Raw genomic sequence first — 14,417 nt, 5'->3', positions numbered from 1 at the left:
CGTTAATGGGTCGCGAACGCGCGTTGCTGTGCTCGCTTGCCGAAGATCAGCAGAACGGCGTAAGTCCTGCTCAGGTCATGCTTCGGTTGGTCTGACGTGTCCTTGTCGAGATCCGGCGACGTTGTCGCGCCGGGTTATGTGGGAGACACAGTGGCGGTGGCAACCGTGCGCCCGGTGCCGTCGTATGCGGTAACCCTCGGCGGCCGGCGAGAGCCCCAGACCACGATCAGGTGACCGTGGTACGGGACGGGTAGGTGGCGGCCGTTGACATGCAGTTCTGCGACCCCATGGCCGACGAGCACCGCCGACCCGCGCACCCATCGCGTGCCCCCCGGCAGCACGGGGTCGCCGTCGCGCACGACGCCAGCGCTCCCACTCAGCGCCACCTGGTACGGCGCGAGGTCGTCGCGGGTCCGCTGGAACTCTTCCGCAGTGGGGTCTTCGTCGTCCGACGCTCCGCCGCTGCCGAGCCTTCGCCAGGCTCCGTGGTTGTCGACGGCCAGCAGGTGCGTCTCGTCCCAGTAGCAGCCAACGCCTCGGCGTAGGAACCGTGTGGCGGCGATGTCGCCGTCCACGTCGACCGCGACCGGCGCGAAACGACGGCGCCGACTCAACCGCACGGGGCCGTTCGGCAACCCCGAATTGATCAGGCGCAAGCTCTCTACCAGGGCGTCGTACGCCACCCGCTGACCGTACCCGAGCCGAGGCACGGATCGATCACCCACGGGCCGGGTCGGTCCCGGTTTCCGGGCGTGGTCGGTCCGGCCCGGACCGTGTCATGCTGCACGGACCCCGACGAGAGGACGACGATGGCTGCTGGCGATGCCGTACAGGTGCGGCCGGCGCGAGGGGCGCTGCGACCGCTGGTGTCCGGGGCGACGCTGGTCGCGGTCCTGGCGTTGCTGTTCGGGCTGCCCTGGTGGACGTTGACGGTGGCGGCGCGGTGGCCGGCGCCGGTGGTGGCCGCTGGCACGAGCGTGTTCGTCGTCGCGCTGGTCGCGTTCCCCGCCCTGATGTATCTCGGGCACGGCCGCCGGCGGCTGGACGCGGCGGCCCGCGCCGGGGACACCCTCCTTGGCCTGGTCTGGATCCTGTTCGTCTGGGCGCTGATCGGCAACGCGGCCCGGCTCCCGCTGGCCGCCGCGGGGGTCGCCGATCCGGTGCGGTCCCGGGCGGTGGCGGCCGGTGCGGCGGTCGTCTCGGTCGTCCTGGCCGTCTGGGGGTACGCCGAGGCGATGCGGGTGCCCCGGGTCCGGCGGGTGGACGTCACCGTCGACCGGCTCGGCGCGGGTCTCGACGGGGTCCGGGTGGTGCTGCTGACGGACACCCACTACGGCCCGATCGACCGGGCCCGCTGGTCCGCCCGCACCGTCGAGGTGGTCAACGGGTTGGCCGCCGACATCGTCTGCCACACCGGGGACATCGCCGACGGCACGGTCGACCAGCGCCGGGCGCAGGCAGCGCCGTTGGGCGCCGTCCAGGCCCGGCTGGCCCGGGTCTATGTGACGGGCAACCACGAGTACTACGGCGAGGCGCAGGGTTGGGTCGAGCACATGCGGGTCCTTGGTTGGGAGCCGCTGCACAACCGGCACCTGGTGGTGGAGCGGGGCGGCGCACGGCTCGTCGTCGCCGGGGTGGACGACGTGACGGCAGCCTCGTCCGGCGTGGCCGGTCACCGAGCCGACCACGCGGCGGCGCTGGCCGGCGTCGATCCGCAGCTGCCCGTGCTGCTGCTGGCGCACCAGCCGAAGCAGATCGACGACGCGGTGAAGGCCGGCGTGGACCTGCAGCTGTCCGGGCACACCCACGGCGGTCAGATGTGGCCGTTCCACTACTTGGTCCGGCTCGACCAGCCGGTCGTGCAGGGCCTCAGCCGGCACGGCCGGACCCAGCTCTACACGAGCCGGGGCACCGGTTTCTGGGGCCCGCCGTTCCGGATCTTCGCGCCGAGCGAGATCACCCTGCTCACCCTCCGGGCGGGGTAGCCCCGACCGGGCCTATACCTACCGCCCCCACCTGAACGTGACGGGGGTACGCCGGCACAGCGCTCTCACAGGTGGGGGTAGGGCTGAAGCTCGCTCCCGTGCGGGCAAGCAGGTCGACCCGGGTCAACTGCGGCGCGGATCAGCGGTGACGACACGCAGTCGCGGGTGGCTGCGGCGAAGCTGGTCTTCCAGTCCTCGCCGGAGGGTGGTGCGAGCGGCGGGGCAGCCGTGGCAGGCGCCGGCGAGCGTGACGGTGACGGTGCCGTCGCGGACGTCGACGAGCTCGATGTGCCCGCCGTGGGAGTGAGCGAGGTCGCCGACGGGCCCGTCGAGCAACTCCTGGGCGGCGTCACGCAGTGGCCCGTCGTCCGGCTTGCCGGCGGAGTCCGCCGGGGCCCAACCGGCCGGGTCGGCGAGAGCGGCGTGCAGAGCCGTACGGACGCGGGCGCCGTCGCGGGACCACTGCCGACCGGGATGTAGTGTGGTGACGATCGCGGCGGGTTCGACGCGGACCTGGGCGAGGGTGCCGTCGTGGCGCAGGGCGGCGAGCGGGGCTGGCAGGGTGGCGGCGACGCCGGTGAAGGGCAGCACCCCGGCCGAGGTGATCCAGCGCAGCTGCTCGGGGTGGCCCGCGACGGGCTGGGGGTGAATGGGGATCATGACCTCAGCCCGCCAGGAGCGCGGTGATGGTCCTGGCGACGTAGGCCATGATCCAGGCGAGCGCGGTCAGGTAGCCGAAGGCGATCAGGGGCCACTTCCAGCCGCCGGTCTCCCGGCGGATGATGCCGACGGTGGCCATGCATTGCAGCGCGAAGGCGAAGTAGACCAGCAGCGCCGCGATGGTCGGGGCGGTGAACAGTGGCAGCCCGGCGTGCGGCCCGTCGGTGTAGGTCATCGCCTTGAGGGCCTTGGACGGTTCGTCGGGGTTCTCCGCGGCGGCGACCTGGCCGAGGGTGGCGACGAACGTTTCCCGGGCCGACTGCGCCGACAGCACGCCGATGTTGATCCGCCAGTCGAAGCCGAGTGGGTCGAAGACCGGCGCGACGAGGTGGCCCAGGTCGGCGGCGTAACTGTGGTCGGCGACGTACGCGGAAACCGCGGTGTCGTTGCCCGGGTCGACGCCGTGGGCGCGCAGGTCGGCGGTCGAGTGCAGGGGCAGGTTCAGCAGCAGCCACAGGCTGACGGTGGTGACCGCGATGATGGTGGTGCACTTGCGCAGGAACGACTTGGCCGAGTCGCCGACCGCGATCAGCACCGAGCGGGCCGAGGGGATCCGGTAGGGGGGCATCTCCATGTAGAACGGCAGCAGCGGGCCGGTGCGGTCGCCGAGTTTCTTGAATACCCAGGCGGCGGTCATGGCGGAGACCGCGCCGAGCAGGTACATGCCGAACATGACCAGGCCCTGCGCCCCGAACGGCCCCCACTGGGCGGCCGGGTCCACGAGCAGGCCGATCAGCAGCACGTACACAGGCAGCCGCGCTGAGCAGGTCATCAGCGGTGCCGCCATCATGGTGGCCAGGCGGTCCTTGGCCGACGGCAGGGTGCGGGTGGCCATGATGCCCGGGATCGCGCAGGCGAAGGAGGACAGCAGGGCCACGAACGCGCGGCCTTCCAGGCCGGCGCGGGACATCACCCGGTCCATCAGGAAGGCGGCGCGGGACATGTAGCCGACGCCCTCGAGTAGGGAGATCAGCAGGAACAGCAGCATGATCTGCGGTACGAACACGAGCACCGCGCCGATACCGCCGATGATCGCGTCGCCGAGCAGCCCGGCCAGCCAGGGGTTGCCGACGTGGGTGGTCACCACCCCGGACAGCCAACCGAAGAACGTCTCCACGTAGCCCTGCAGGGGTGCGGCGAGGGTGAACACGGTCTGGAAGAAGGCCACCATCACGGCGAGGAACACGATCGTGCCCCACAGCGGGTGCAGCAGCACCGCGTCGACCCGCTGGGTGATGCGGTGGCGTTCCGGGGCCCGGTAGCGGGCGAAGCTCAACACCGACTCCGCCCAGGCGTCCGCTTCGGCCGGGTCGTCCGGTGGCGGCAGGGCCGGTGTCGGCCACGTCGGCCATTGCGCGATCTGCTCGCGCAGGTCGTCGATGCCTTGCCCGCGGTTGCCGAGCACCCGCACCACGGGCACACCCAGCGCCTGCTGCAACGCCGGCAGGTCCAGCTGGCCCTGCCGTACGGTCATCTCGTCGGTGAAGGTCACCACCAGGCAGGTGGGCAGGCCGCGGCGCAGCACCTGTGCGACGAACCGCAGGGAGCGGCGCAGCGTAGTGGCGTCCACGACGACCAGCAGGGCGTCCGGGGGTGCCTCGCCGTCGAGGTGGCCGTCGAGCACGTCGACCATGATCTGCTCGTCGGGGCTGATCGGGTCGAGGCTGTAGGTGCCGGGCAGGTCCTCGATCAGGTACCGCCGGTCGCCCGCCTGGATGGTGCCGACGAAGCGGGACACTGTCACGCCGGGGTAGTTGCCCGTCTTGGCGTGCAGACCGGTCAGCGCGTTGAAGATGCTCGTCTTTCCGGCGTTCGGGCTGCCCGCCAGCGCCAGGCGGGGCAATGGCGTGTCAACGGCGCCGCCCCCGGCCTCAGTGTGGCAACCCGCGTCCTTCACTGCGCGTCCCGGACCAGCACGTGCGCGGCCTGCGCGCGGCGCAGGCACAGGTCGTAGTCCTTGACCCGGTACACCACCGGATCACGCAGGGGCGCGCGACGGACGACCTGCACCGGCGTGCCGGCGGTGAACCCGAGGTCCGTGAGCCGACGGGCCGTTGAGGGCGGCGCCCCGTCGGCCAGCCCCACGATCGTGGCCCGACTGCCCGGGGGCAGGCCGGACAGCCGACCCGTTGACCCGGTGGACGCCTCGACGGCACGCACCGGACCGCCGGAGTGGGCGGCAGTAGGACGTCTTAGCAGCACCAGCTCACCATAAGGTAAGGCTCGCCTCACCTGCCAGGGCGTGTGACGAACTTCGGCGGGCGGTGACCCGTCCGACCATGACCACGTACCGTGCGGTTGTACTGGCTGCGGCCGTGGTCGGCCTCGCGTCGGTCGGATCCGTCGCGGTGGCTGGGCCCGGCTCACCCCGTCCACCCACGCCTCCAGGCGATGATCGGGTGTTCCCGCGGTGCTGCAGCGTGCGGGCGTCGATGTTCCGGAAGGGGTGGACGGGGTGCGGGTGCTGGTCGTCGAGGACGAGACCGCCCTGGCGCAGGTGCTGCGCGCCGGCCTGATTGACGAGGGTTTCGCCGTGGATGTGCAGCACACCGGGACCGACGGGCTGTGGGCGGCCACCGAGAACCCGTACGACGTGATCGTGCTGGACATCATGCTGCCGGGCCTGAACGGCTACGAGGTGTGCCGGCGGCTGCGGGCGCGGGGCGTGTGGACGCCGGTGTTGATGTTGACCGCAAAGGACGGGGAGTACGACCAGGCGGACGCCTTCGACCTCGGGGCCGACGACTATCTGGTCAAGCCGTTCTCGTTAGTGGTGCTGGTGGCTCGGCTTCGGGCTCTGGTGCGCCGGGGCGCGCCGGCCCGGCCGGTCGTGCTGACCGCCGGGGACCTGGCCGTGGATCCGGCCCGGCGGCAGGTCAGCCGGGCCGGCCAGGCTGTTCGGGTCACCGCGCGGGAGTTCGCGCTGCTCGAGTTCCTGATGCGGCACCGTGGTGACGTGGTGTCCAAACGGCAGATCATCGACAACGTCTGGGACGCCCACTTCGACGGCGACCCGAACATCGTCGAGGTGTACGTCGGCTACCTCCGCCGCAAGATCGACCAACCGTTCGGTCGCCGGGCGATCCAGACCGAGCGGGGCATGGGCTACCGCCTGGCAGCCGACGGCGGCTGAGGATGGTCATCCGATGGACGCGCCGGCGTCTGGGGGTACGGCTACGTTCGGCGCTGGCTGCCGCCGCTGTCGTGGGGGCAGCCTTCGCCGTCGGCGCGGCGGCGTTCGTCTACCTCGCCAGCGCGGATCTCGCCGGCAACGTGGACGCCGCAGCGCGACAACGGGCGGCCGAGGTGGTCGCGGCGGTAGCCACCGGTGATCAGGACGCGCTCGCCCAGACGCTGAAGCCCAGCCCGGGAGAACAGACATTGGTGCAGGTCCTCGACCCGTCCGGACGGGTCGAGGCGGCCTCGGCCGCGCTCGGCGACGCCGCGCCGCTGTCCCCGCTGCGGCCCCGACCCGGTCAGCTGCTGCGCGAGCAGCGGCTGCTGCCGTTCGCCGACGAGGACCCCTTCCGGATCGCCGCCGAAGGGGTGGCCACCAGCTCCGGCACCCGCACCGTGCTGGTCGCGCAGTCGCTGCGGCCGGTCAACGAGAGCACCGAGGCGGTCGCGGCGATCCTGGCCGCCGGGCTGGCCCCCATGCTGCTGGTGATCGGCGCAGCGGTGTTCTGGTTCGTGGGACGTTCCCTGCGCCCGGTCGAGGCGATCCGCCGACGGGTCGCCGGCATCACCGCCCGTGACCTGCACGCCCGCGTGCCCGTACCTACCGCCCGAGATGAGGTCGCGGCGCTCGCCGAGACGATGAACCGGATGCTCGAGCGGCTGGAGACCGCCGCGGCGAGCCAGCGCCGGTTCGTCGCCGACGCCAGCCACGAGCTTCGCAGCCCGCTGACCACCCTGCGGGCCGGCCTCGACCGCCTGGCGCTGGCACCCGTACCGGAGGGGCACCGCGACCTGGTCGAGCTGCTGCGCCGCGAGACCAGCCGGCTCGGCGATCTCGTCGCGGACCTGCTGCTGCTCGCGCGCATCGACGAGCGGGGAGCCGCCCGCCGCCGGGACGACGTCGACCTCGACGATCTCGCCTACACCGAGCGGGACCGGCTCGCCGCGCACCACCCGGACCTTACCGTCCGGGCCGAGCTCACCCCGGTACGGGTGACCGGGGACGCCCACGACCTGGGCCGGGCGTTGCGGAATCTGGCCGACAACGCCGCCCGTCACGCCCGTACTCAGGTGACCCTGCGCGTGTCGGCGTGCGAGGGCTGGGGGCGTATCGAGGTCACCGACGACGGACCCGGTGTCCCCGACGCCGACCGGGAGCGCATCTTCGACCGGTTCGTCCGTCTCGACGACAGCCGCACCCGGCCGGAAGGCGGCACCGGCCTGGGCCTCGCCATCACCCGCCAGGTCGTCGCGGCGCACGGCGGACACGTGCAGGTGCTGCCCGGGCCGGGCATGACCGTCCGGATCCGCCTGCCCCACCACGTCGACTCCGAAGATCACTGAACCCCGGCCTCGGCGATTTCAGGCTCCTCTCAGGTGACCGGCGGCACTCTTGGCCTGATGGGCACCTGCATGAACCGGAACCCATCTGCCACGGGGGAGCGATGAACTACCACCTGTTCCAGATCGTCAACGACACAGCCGGCCGAAGCGACCTCGTCGACGACGTCTTCGAATGGTCGGCGGTGTGGCTGATCTACGTCCTCGTCGCCACCGCGGCCGTACCTGTCCTGGCTCACCTGCGGCACGGGCGCGCCGCCCTGGTGCGCGTCGTCGTCTCCCTCGGGCTGGCATTCGCCGTCGGGCAGGCCGTCGCCGCGCTCAGCACCGAGCTACGGCCCTTCCAGACCCACCCCGTGCACCAGCTGATTCCGCACGCCGCCGGAGCATCGCTGCCCAGCGACCACGCCACCGCGGCGTTCGCGGTGGCCTTTGCCGTCGGGGCGTTTCTGTCCCGTCGGTGGGGGGTAGCGCTGAGCGTGCTCGCCACCGTCATCGGCTTCGCCCGAGTCTGGACCGGCGTGCACTACCCCGGGGACATCGTCGTCGGCGCGCTCGTCGCCGCCGCAGCAGTCGCCACCATCGGCGTCGTCGGCCGCGCCTACGACCGCCGTGCCAGCCGCCGCCTCGACACCACCGCCTGAGCACCACCCCCGCCCCCCTCGTTCCGGAGGTCATGCCATGTCCACGCCTCAAGCGCTATTCGCCGTGGGCCCCAGCTTCATCGACCCGGAATGGCTGATTTCCACCTTCGGTCTGATCGGGATCCTCGCGATCATCTTCGCCGAGTCCGGGGTGCTCATCGGGTTGTTCCTGCCCGGCGACTCGCTGCTGTTCACCGCCGGTCTGCTCGTCGCCGACGGCCGCTACCTGCACCAGCCGCTCTGGCTGGTCTGCCTGCTCGTCGCCGTTGCCGCCATCGCCGGCGACCAGGTCGGCTACCTGTTCGGCAAGCGCGTCGGCCCGAGCCTGTTCCGTCGCCCCAATTCCCGGCTGTTCAAGCAGGAGAACGTGCACCGGGCCAACGCCTTCTTCGCCCGCTACGGCGCCCGCTCGATTGTGCTGGCCCGCTTCGTGCCGGTCGTGCGGACCTTCACCCCCGTCATCGCCGGGGTCAGCCGGATGCACTACCGCACCTTCGTCACCTACAACGTCCTCGGTGGCCTGCTGTGGGGAACCGGCGTCACCGTGCTCGGCTACTTCCTCGGGCAGATCAGCTTCGTCAAATCGAACATCGAGTTCATTCTGATCGCCATCGTGCTGGTCTCCGTCCTGCCGATCGGCATCCAGTTCCTGCGCTCCCGCCGCGGCTCGGCAACCGACGCCGCCGACGCGACGGCGTCCAGGAGCCCATCCGGCGCCAACTGAACGACGCATCGGCGCTGGGGCAACACTGACCGGATGACCTCGACGATGCTGGTGCTCGGGCCGAGACTCGCCGTCGCGCTGGCGCTGCTGACCGCCGCCGCGGCCGCCACCGCCACCGTCGGACGGCTCGGGCACAGCCGACAGATCGCCGTCGCCGCCGCCCGCGCCGCGCTGCAACTGGCCGCCGTCTCACTGGTGATCACCGCGATCGTCGGCTCACTGTGGGCCACCGGGGCGTTCGTGCTGCTCATGTGCGGTCGCCGCCGGCACCTCCGGCCGGCGGATCACCGGTGGACCGTACGGCTGGTGGGCGGGCGTCCCGATCGCCACCGCCAGCCTGACCGTCGTCGCCGCCCTACTGCTCGCCGGCCTGGTACCCCTGCGCGGCATCGCGATCATCCCGATCGCCGGCATCCTGACCGGCGGCGCCATGACCGCCACCAGCCTCGCCGGGCGGCGCTTCAATGACGATCTGCGCGCCCGGCGCGGCGAGGTCGAAGCCGCGCTCGCGCTGGGCCTGCTTCCCCGCGACGCCCGGCTGCTCGTCTGCCGCCCCGCCGCCAGCCAGGCACTGGCGGTGGCCATGGACTACACGGCACGCGGATTCCGCTACCCCACGCCGGGGTTGGGTCGCTCGCCCGAATCGGCGTACCCAACCGCGGCCGAGCATCTGGCCGAGCGGTACCGGCAGCTTTTCGTCATCGCGCTCGGCGAGTTGATCCTGGTCACCGCGTTGACCCTCAGTGGCAGCGGCTTCGCGGCTGATCGGACCGCGGCGTTCGTGGTGTCGTTCGTCGGCACGGCGCTGTTCTTGCGGATCTACATCTACCGCTCGGGAGAGTTGTTGCCGGCTGCCATCGCAGCGGCGCCCCACCCAGACCGCTTAGCCGTGTCGGCGCTAACCGCTCATCTGCTCATGATGGCCGGCATCGTCGCGACCGCGGTGGGCGACGAACTCGTCATCGCCCATCCACTCGGGCACACGGCCGGCCTGGGTCGCCGTCATCCTCGGCGGGCCCGCGCTGTTCCTGGTCGGGCGTTCCTTCTTCGAGTACGCGGTGTTCAGCCGCGTGTCCCGGGACCGGGTGATCGGGCTGCTCGTGTTGATTGCCCTGACACCGCCGATGCTCCTCCTGCCGCCGCTGCTGGCCGCCATCGCCGCCATCGCGGTCCTCACCGGGATCGCCATCGCCGACGCAGCACGCGCCCGCGGACGCCCACCTGAGCCGCCGTCACCACCCGGCTAAGGGATGTCTCGTAACTCGGTGGTCGATCCATGGTGGATCATGTTGGGGTGCAGGTGATCTCGGCGGCCCGCCCGGAGTGGATCTTCCCGTTCACCGGGCTGCAGCCCGCCCAGTTCCGCAGGCTGGTCCGGCTGGTGGCCGAGCGTGGTGGTGAGGCGATCGCTGACGGTCGGCCGGGCCGGCAGTGGTCTCTCGATCTCGCCGATCGGGTGTTGCTGGTGGCGGCGTACTGGCGGACGAACCTGACGATGCGGCAGATCGGCCCGCTGTTCGGGGTGTCGCATTCGGCCGCCCACCGGGTCATCGACACCCTCGGCCCCCTGCTGGCCCTGGCGCCAGTGCGCCGGCGGCGGGTCGACCAGATCACGATCGTCGACGGCACGCTGATCCCGACCCGGGATCACCGGCTGGCCGCCCCGAGCAAGAACTACCGATCTCCAGGGTGATCTTCAAGGTGTCGCGGGTCCAGTCGACGAGACGGCCCGCGAAGCCCTGGTCGGCGAAGACGTGCCGGATCGGGGTGGCCAGGTAAGCGCTGAGCAGGGCGGTCTTCGTGCCGTCGCGGTCCTGCCACGACGCGGCCATCACCGCCACGGTGACCAGCAGCCCGGCGGTATCGATGATGATGAACCGTTTCCTGCCGTTGACCTTCTTACCCGCGTCGTAGCCACGCGTCTGCCGCCCGACGGTGTCGGCGCCCTTCACCGACTGCGAGTCGATGATCCCCGCCGACGGCTCCGGATTCCGCCCGTCCTGCACCCGCGCCTTGACCCGCAGCGTGGCCAGCAGGTTCTCGGTCACACCGGCGTCTTCCCAGCGCACGAAATACCAGTACACCGTCTGCCATGGCGGCAGATCCGCCGGCAGGTACCGCCACGGACACCCCGAGCGGACCACGTACAAGATCGCGTTAACGATCTCCCGACGAGGCGACGACACCCGGACACCCTGCCCGCCCCGGCGGCCACCGTCACGCCGCCACACCGTCCACATCCGACCTTCTCAAACACGCACTCAGAGCAACCGTCCAAGCTTGGCGGCTAAGGTCATCGCGTACGTGCCCGAGCGGCTGTCCGTGCACAAGCGTCCCCGACAGGTCCACTTCGTCGAGCGTCGAGGCGTTGTCACGCAACGCGCTGGGCAAGGTGCAGAAGAAGCTGTTCAGCGCCGATTCCTAGCCGCCATCGTGTGGAACACCTGCTTCGGCTCCCACCGGGTGTGGTCGAGCATCCGGACCACGCCGTAGGAGCCGATGTCCTGCTCGCCGGGCCGGCCGTAGCCGGCGAAGGTGAACCAGAGCGCGGTGTCCACTCCCTCCTCCTCGAAGATGTCCAGGAGTTCGGTGAGGTAACGCACCTGTTCGCCCTCGTCCGGTTCCGCGCCGGGCGGCACCTGCCACGCCATGCCGCCGTGCTCCCCGGCGCCCCGGTAGGCGCAGGTGCCGTACTCGGTTACCGCGACGGGCTTGCCGTGCGCGAGGTGCCCGCGCAGCTCGGACCGGAAGGTGCCGGCGTTGTAGGCGGCCCGGTAGGCGTCGACGCCGACGAGGTCGAACGGGCTCCAGTCGATGAACTCCCAGGGTCCGGCGGCGTAGGTGATCCGCCCGCCGAAGTAGGCGCGGGCCGCCTCGGCGACCTGGCCGAGGAAGGCGTTGAGCCGCTCCTGCACTGGGCCGAGGGCGGTCCACCACTCCACGTCGGCGGTGGCCATGGCGTGCAGCCGGTCGCCGTAGGTGTCGCCGGGGATGAAGCCGCCGCAGAAGGCGCTGATCTCGCACCCGGCGACGAACACCACCTCGGCGCCGGCGCGCCGCACGGCCTCGGCCCGCCGGGCGCAGTCGGCGAAGAACGGGAGCAGCTCATCGGCGGGAAAGTCGACGGGGAACGGCGCGAACCACACCTCGAGGCCGGCGGCCGCGGCGCACTGGGCGGCGATGCTGAGCCGTTCGGGGTCGCGGCCGGAGACGCGTACGGCGTCGCAGTGCAGCTCGCTGGCGATCACCGCCATGTCGTGCCAGACCGTCTCGGCGGTGAAGGTCTTGCGGGTGAGATCCGATCCGGGGAGAAATCCGATGTCGTAGTTGATGCCCCGTGCGCGCACGTCACTGCCCTCCGTGATGCTTGATGCCGTGTTCCAGTAGGTCGAAGGCGAGCTCGACGTCCCCGGCCAGGCCCCGGGCTGCCTCGGCCGGCGCGGCGCCGCCGACCAGGAGGTGGAAGAACGATTCCTGGAGGGTGAGCAGGGCCGCGGCGATCTGGGCCGCCATCAGCGTCGCCCGGGTCTGCCCGTGATCCTCGGCCAGCACCCTGGCTAGCGCCTGGCGCTGCTGGTAGAGCAGGGCGTTCGCGGCGCCGCTGAGCGCGGGACTGTCGAAGATCACGCGCATCCGGGCGATCACCTCGCCCCGGTCCAGCGCCGCCGGTTGCCCGGTCGCGAATGTCCGGTAGTGAGCCCGCAGCGCGTGCAGGGGAGACTGCCCGGCCGGCCGTCGCGCGACGATCCCGGCCAGATCCTCCTGCCCGACGCCCGCCAGCACGAGCGACTCCTTGCTGGGGAAGTACGCGAAGAGGGTGGCCTTGGCCACCTCGGCGGACTCGGCGATCTCGTTGACCGTCACCGCGTCGAAGCCGCGCTCGGCGAACAGCCGCAGCGCCACCGCGGCGATCCGCTGCCTGGTCTGTTCCTTCTTGCGCTCGCGAAGCCCGGTCACGCGCCCGAGCATAACCATACCCGGTCTGAAATTCAACCTGGTATGGGAAATGCCATTGATGCCGTACGCGGAGGACGACGACCCTTTAAGTCACCTGAGTGGGTCATTCAAATAGAATCCAAATGGCGCACTCTCATCGGCTAGTTCCGGATGGCGAGCGGCAGCTCCAGCGCCGTCACGCTGCGTGCCGCGCGGATCGCGGCTAGATCAGTGTGCCAACCGTGAGCTGGCGGGTCGATGCGCCCTACAGAAAGTGACCGGACGGCATCGTTAACCTCCTGGCCCACGCCGCGTTGAGATCGGCAGGTGTTGCTCGCCTCACGGCTCGGCGGGTGGTGGCAGCACGCACGGCGGCACCTGGCGATGCCAACGCCGCGGACGTTGGCCGACCCGTACCCAGCGTCGACACGCGGGTACGCCATCCTCGTTAACCACGTTGCTGACATGTAAGTTTGATGCTGGCGCAGGTCAGAGCACCGCGCGGACCATTGCAGGTCGGTAAAAGCAACGTCGTTCAGGAAGCCAACGTCGCCGGACCGAGGATGACTCTGTTCCCCGCTCGGGCCGACTGGGACGACGCTCGAGTTGCCGCCGGCATGCACAGCACAGCCCACCAGGACATGCACGCGGGCGAGCTCGAGGTTTCGCTGCTTCTGCACGTTGCGCCCGAGGTGGTGCGTGATGGCTTCCAGCATGCCGACCATCTAGCGGACGATCGGCGTCACCTCCTCACGCGGGGCATGAGTGGCTACACCACCAGCGGCGTCATCGGTCTGCCGTCCCACGCCACCGCCGCCAAGGGCAAAGCGGGTCTGCTGCACCGATAGGTGACATCTGAGATGGCTTGCCCTGGTGGCGGGCTGGAAGGATGTCGCTGTGCCCAAGCCCTACCCTCGTGAGTTCCGCGATGACGTCGTGCGGGTGGCCCGTGACCGTGACCCGGGCGTGACGGTCGAGCAGATCGCGAAGGACTTCGGAGTTCACCCGATGACGTTGTTCAAATGGCTGCGCCAGGCTGACGTTGACGCCGGGACCAGGCCTGGCGTCAGTGGCAGCGAGTCGGCCGAGCTGCGGGAGGCCCGTAAGCGGATCAAGCTGCTGGAGCAGGAGAACGAGGTCCTGCGCCGGGCTGCGGCGTATCTGTCGCAGGCGAACTTGCCGGGAAAAGGCTCTACCCGCTCGTGAGCGAGCTGGCCGCCGACGGAATCCCCGTGGCGGTGACGTGCCGGGTATTGACCATCGCTCGTCAGCCCTACTACCGGTGGCTCGCCCGGCCTGTCGGCGACGCCGAACTCGCTGCCGCTTACCGCGCGAACGCCTTGGTGGACGCTCACCGCGATGACCCGGAGTTCGGCTACCGGTTCCTGGTCGATGAGGCCCGCACCGCCGGACAGGCGATGGCTGAGCGCACCGCATGGCGGATCTGCTCGGATAACGGCTGGTGGAGCGCCTTCGGCAAGCGCAAGAGGCCCGGCAAGGGCGGCAAGGTCGGTCCGCCGGTGCATGACGACCTCGTGAAACGAGACTTCACCGCCGACGGCCCGAACCGGCTGTGGCTGGCCGACATCACCGAACACCGCACCGCCGAGGGCAAGCTCTACCTCTGCGCGATCAAGGACGTCTGGTCCCACCGGATCGTCGGCTACTCCATCGACTCGAGGATGAAGTCCCGGCTGGCCGTCACCGCGTTGCACAACGCCGTAGCCCGCCGTGATGACGTGGCCGGCTGCGTGCTGCACACCGACCGCGGGTCGCAATTCCGAAGCCGGAAATTCGTCCGTGCCCTCAACCAGCACCACGTGATCGGGTCGATGGGCAGAGTCGCGGCGTGGATTGACGCCTACCGGCACTGGGCCGGAAGGTAGGCCA

General features: G+C 70.7%; 14 protein-coding genes and 4 pseudogenes. 11 read left to right on the top strand and 7 right to left on the bottom strand.

Annotated elements, in window-relative coordinates; translation table 11 throughout:
* Positions 1-134: 134 nt before the first annotated feature.
* On the bottom strand, positions 135-683 hold the full coding sequence (locus tag F8274_RS03055) for a hypothetical protein (protein ID WP_151460729.1): 549 nt from the start codon (positions 681-683) through the stop codon (positions 135-137).
* 126 nt (positions 684-809) lie between these two features.
* Between F8274_RS03055 and F8274_RS03050 the strand changes: the two genes are divergently transcribed.
* A complete protein-coding gene (locus F8274_RS03050; RefSeq protein WP_151460728.1) occupies positions 810-1,985 on the top strand; it encodes a metallophosphoesterase in 1,176 nt (391 codons plus the stop codon).
* Positions 1,986-2,108: 123 nt separating this feature from the next.
* On the opposite strand, the gene F8274_RS03045 is transcribed toward F8274_RS03050, so the two are convergent.
* Genes F8274_RS03045 through F8274_RS03035 form a run of 3 tightly spaced genes read right to left on the bottom strand, consistent with a single transcriptional unit; the run spans position 2,109 to position 4,907 of the window.
* On the bottom strand, positions 2,109-2,645 hold the full coding sequence (locus F8274_RS03045; protein WP_151460727.1) for a NifU family protein: 537 nt from the start codon (positions 2,643-2,645) through the stop codon (positions 2,109-2,111).
* Positions 2,646-2,649: 4 nt separating this feature from the next.
* On the bottom strand, positions 2,650-4,602 hold the full coding sequence (locus F8274_RS03040; RefSeq protein WP_370518188.1) for a ferrous iron transporter B: 1,953 nt from the start codon (positions 4,600-4,602) through the stop codon (positions 2,650-2,652).
* Positions 4,599-4,907 carry a FeoA family protein gene (locus F8274_RS03035; protein ID WP_225853572.1) on the bottom strand — a complete coding sequence of 103 codons (309 nt, stop codon included), beginning with the start codon at positions 4,905-4,907 and terminating at the stop codon, positions 4,599-4,601. Before F8274_RS03035 ends, F8274_RS03040 begins: the two co-directional genes overlap by 4 nt.
* Before the next feature lie 253 nt (positions 4,908-5,160).
* Between F8274_RS03035 and F8274_RS03030 the strand changes: the two genes are divergently transcribed.
* The 7 genes and pseudogenes from F8274_RS03030 to F8274_RS03000 all read left to right on the top strand — a co-directional run.
* A complete protein-coding gene (locus F8274_RS03030) occupies positions 5,161-5,838 on the top strand; it encodes a response regulator transcription factor (RefSeq protein WP_151460775.1) in 678 nt (225 codons plus the stop codon).
* 71 nt (positions 5,839-5,909) lie between these two features.
* The gene (locus F8274_RS03025) at positions 5,910-7,226 is read left to right on the top strand and encodes a cell wall metabolism sensor histidine kinase WalK (protein ID WP_225853571.1); all 1,317 of its coding nucleotides are present in this window, start codon (positions 5,910-5,912) and stop codon (positions 7,224-7,226) included.
* Positions 7,227-7,327: 101 nt separating this feature from the next.
* Positions 7,328-7,867, top strand: coding sequence for a phosphatase PAP2 family protein (locus F8274_RS03020; RefSeq protein ID WP_151460724.1), 540 nt, complete (start codon positions 7,328-7,330; stop codon positions 7,865-7,867).
* A 37-nt stretch (positions 7,868-7,904) separates the two neighbouring features.
* Positions 7,905-8,591 carry a DedA family protein gene (locus F8274_RS03015; protein ID WP_151460723.1) on the top strand — a complete coding sequence of 229 codons (687 nt, stop codon included), beginning with the start codon at positions 7,905-7,907 and terminating at the stop codon, positions 8,589-8,591.
* Between the two features lie 33 nt (positions 8,592-8,624).
* Positions 8,625-8,834: pseudogene (locus F8274_RS32275) on the top strand (ABC transporter permease); the annotation flags it as partial.
* Between the two features lie 40 nt (positions 8,835-8,874).
* Positions 8,875-9,838 (top strand): annotated as a pseudogene (locus F8274_RS32270) (ABC transporter permease).
* Positions 9,839-9,885: 47 nt separating this feature from the next.
* Positions 9,886-10,272: pseudogene (locus F8274_RS03000) on the top strand (transposase family protein); the annotation flags it as partial.
* Here the strand turns inward: F8274_RS03000 and F8274_RS02995 are convergent.
* From F8274_RS02995 to F8274_RS02985, 3 genes are all read right to left on the bottom strand, one after another.
* Entirely contained in the window at positions 10,202-10,831 is a 630-nt protein-coding gene (locus F8274_RS02995) for an IS5 family transposase (protein ID WP_151460720.1), read from the bottom strand. The pseudogene F8274_RS03000 and the gene F8274_RS02995 overlap by 71 nt on opposite strands.
* Positions 10,832-10,999: 168 nt before the next feature.
* Entirely contained in the window at positions 11,000-11,938 is a 939-nt protein-coding gene (locus tag F8274_RS02990) for a hypothetical protein (protein WP_151460719.1), read from the bottom strand.
* 1 nt (position 11,939) lies between these two features.
* Positions 11,940-12,548 (bottom strand): TetR family transcriptional regulator, encoded by a 609-nt coding sequence (locus tag F8274_RS02985; protein ID WP_151460718.1) that lies wholly within the window; start codon positions 12,546-12,548, stop codon positions 11,940-11,942.
* Between the two features lie 503 nt (positions 12,549-13,051).
* Here F8274_RS02985 and F8274_RS02980 point away from each other — a divergent pair.
* The 3 genes and pseudogenes from F8274_RS02980 to F8274_RS02970 form a co-directional block, all read left to right on the top strand.
* Positions 13,052-13,375 (top strand): annotated as a pseudogene (locus F8274_RS02980) (creatininase family protein); the annotation flags it as partial.
* 49 nt (positions 13,376-13,424) lie between these two features.
* Positions 13,425-13,733, top strand: coding sequence for a transposase (locus tag F8274_RS02975; protein WP_151460717.1), 309 nt, complete (start codon positions 13,425-13,427; stop codon positions 13,731-13,733).
* Positions 13,730-14,413: an IS3 family transposase gene (locus F8274_RS02970; protein WP_151460716.1), complete on the top strand. Its 684-nt coding sequence runs from the start codon at positions 13,730-13,732 to the stop codon at positions 14,411-14,413. Before F8274_RS02975 ends, F8274_RS02970 begins: the two co-directional genes overlap by 4 nt.
* Positions 14,414-14,417 lie beyond the last annotated feature (4 nt).

This window comes from Micromonospora sp. AMSO31t, from assembly GCF_008868175.1.
Taxonomy (GTDB): domain Bacteria; phylum Actinomycetota; class Actinomycetes; order Mycobacteriales; family Micromonosporaceae; genus Micromonospora.
The sequence above is the reverse complement of the archived record's forward strand: the minus strand, read 5'-3'. Positions and strand labels throughout refer to the sequence as shown.

Excerpts from the sequence above, each read along its gene's own strand:
- F8274_RS03045 (WP_151460727.1), bottom strand. The coding sequence starts at position 2,645 with ATGATCCCCATTCACCCCCAGCCCGTCGCGGGCCACCCCGAGCAGCTG.
- F8274_RS03015 (WP_151460723.1), top strand. The coding sequence starts at position 7,905 with ATGTCCACGCCTCAAGCGCTATTCGCCGTGGGCCCCAGCTTCATCGAC.
- F8274_RS03050 (WP_151460728.1), top strand. The coding sequence starts at position 810 with ATGGCTGCTGGCGATGCCGTACAGGTGCGGCCGGCGCGAGGGGCGCTG.
- F8274_RS02995 (WP_151460720.1), bottom strand. The coding sequence starts at position 10,831 with ATGTGGACGGTGTGGCGGCGTGACGGTGGCCGCCGGGGCGGGCAGGGT.
- F8274_RS03020 (WP_151460724.1), top strand. The coding sequence starts at position 7,328 with ATGAACTACCACCTGTTCCAGATCGTCAACGACACAGCCGGCCGAAGC.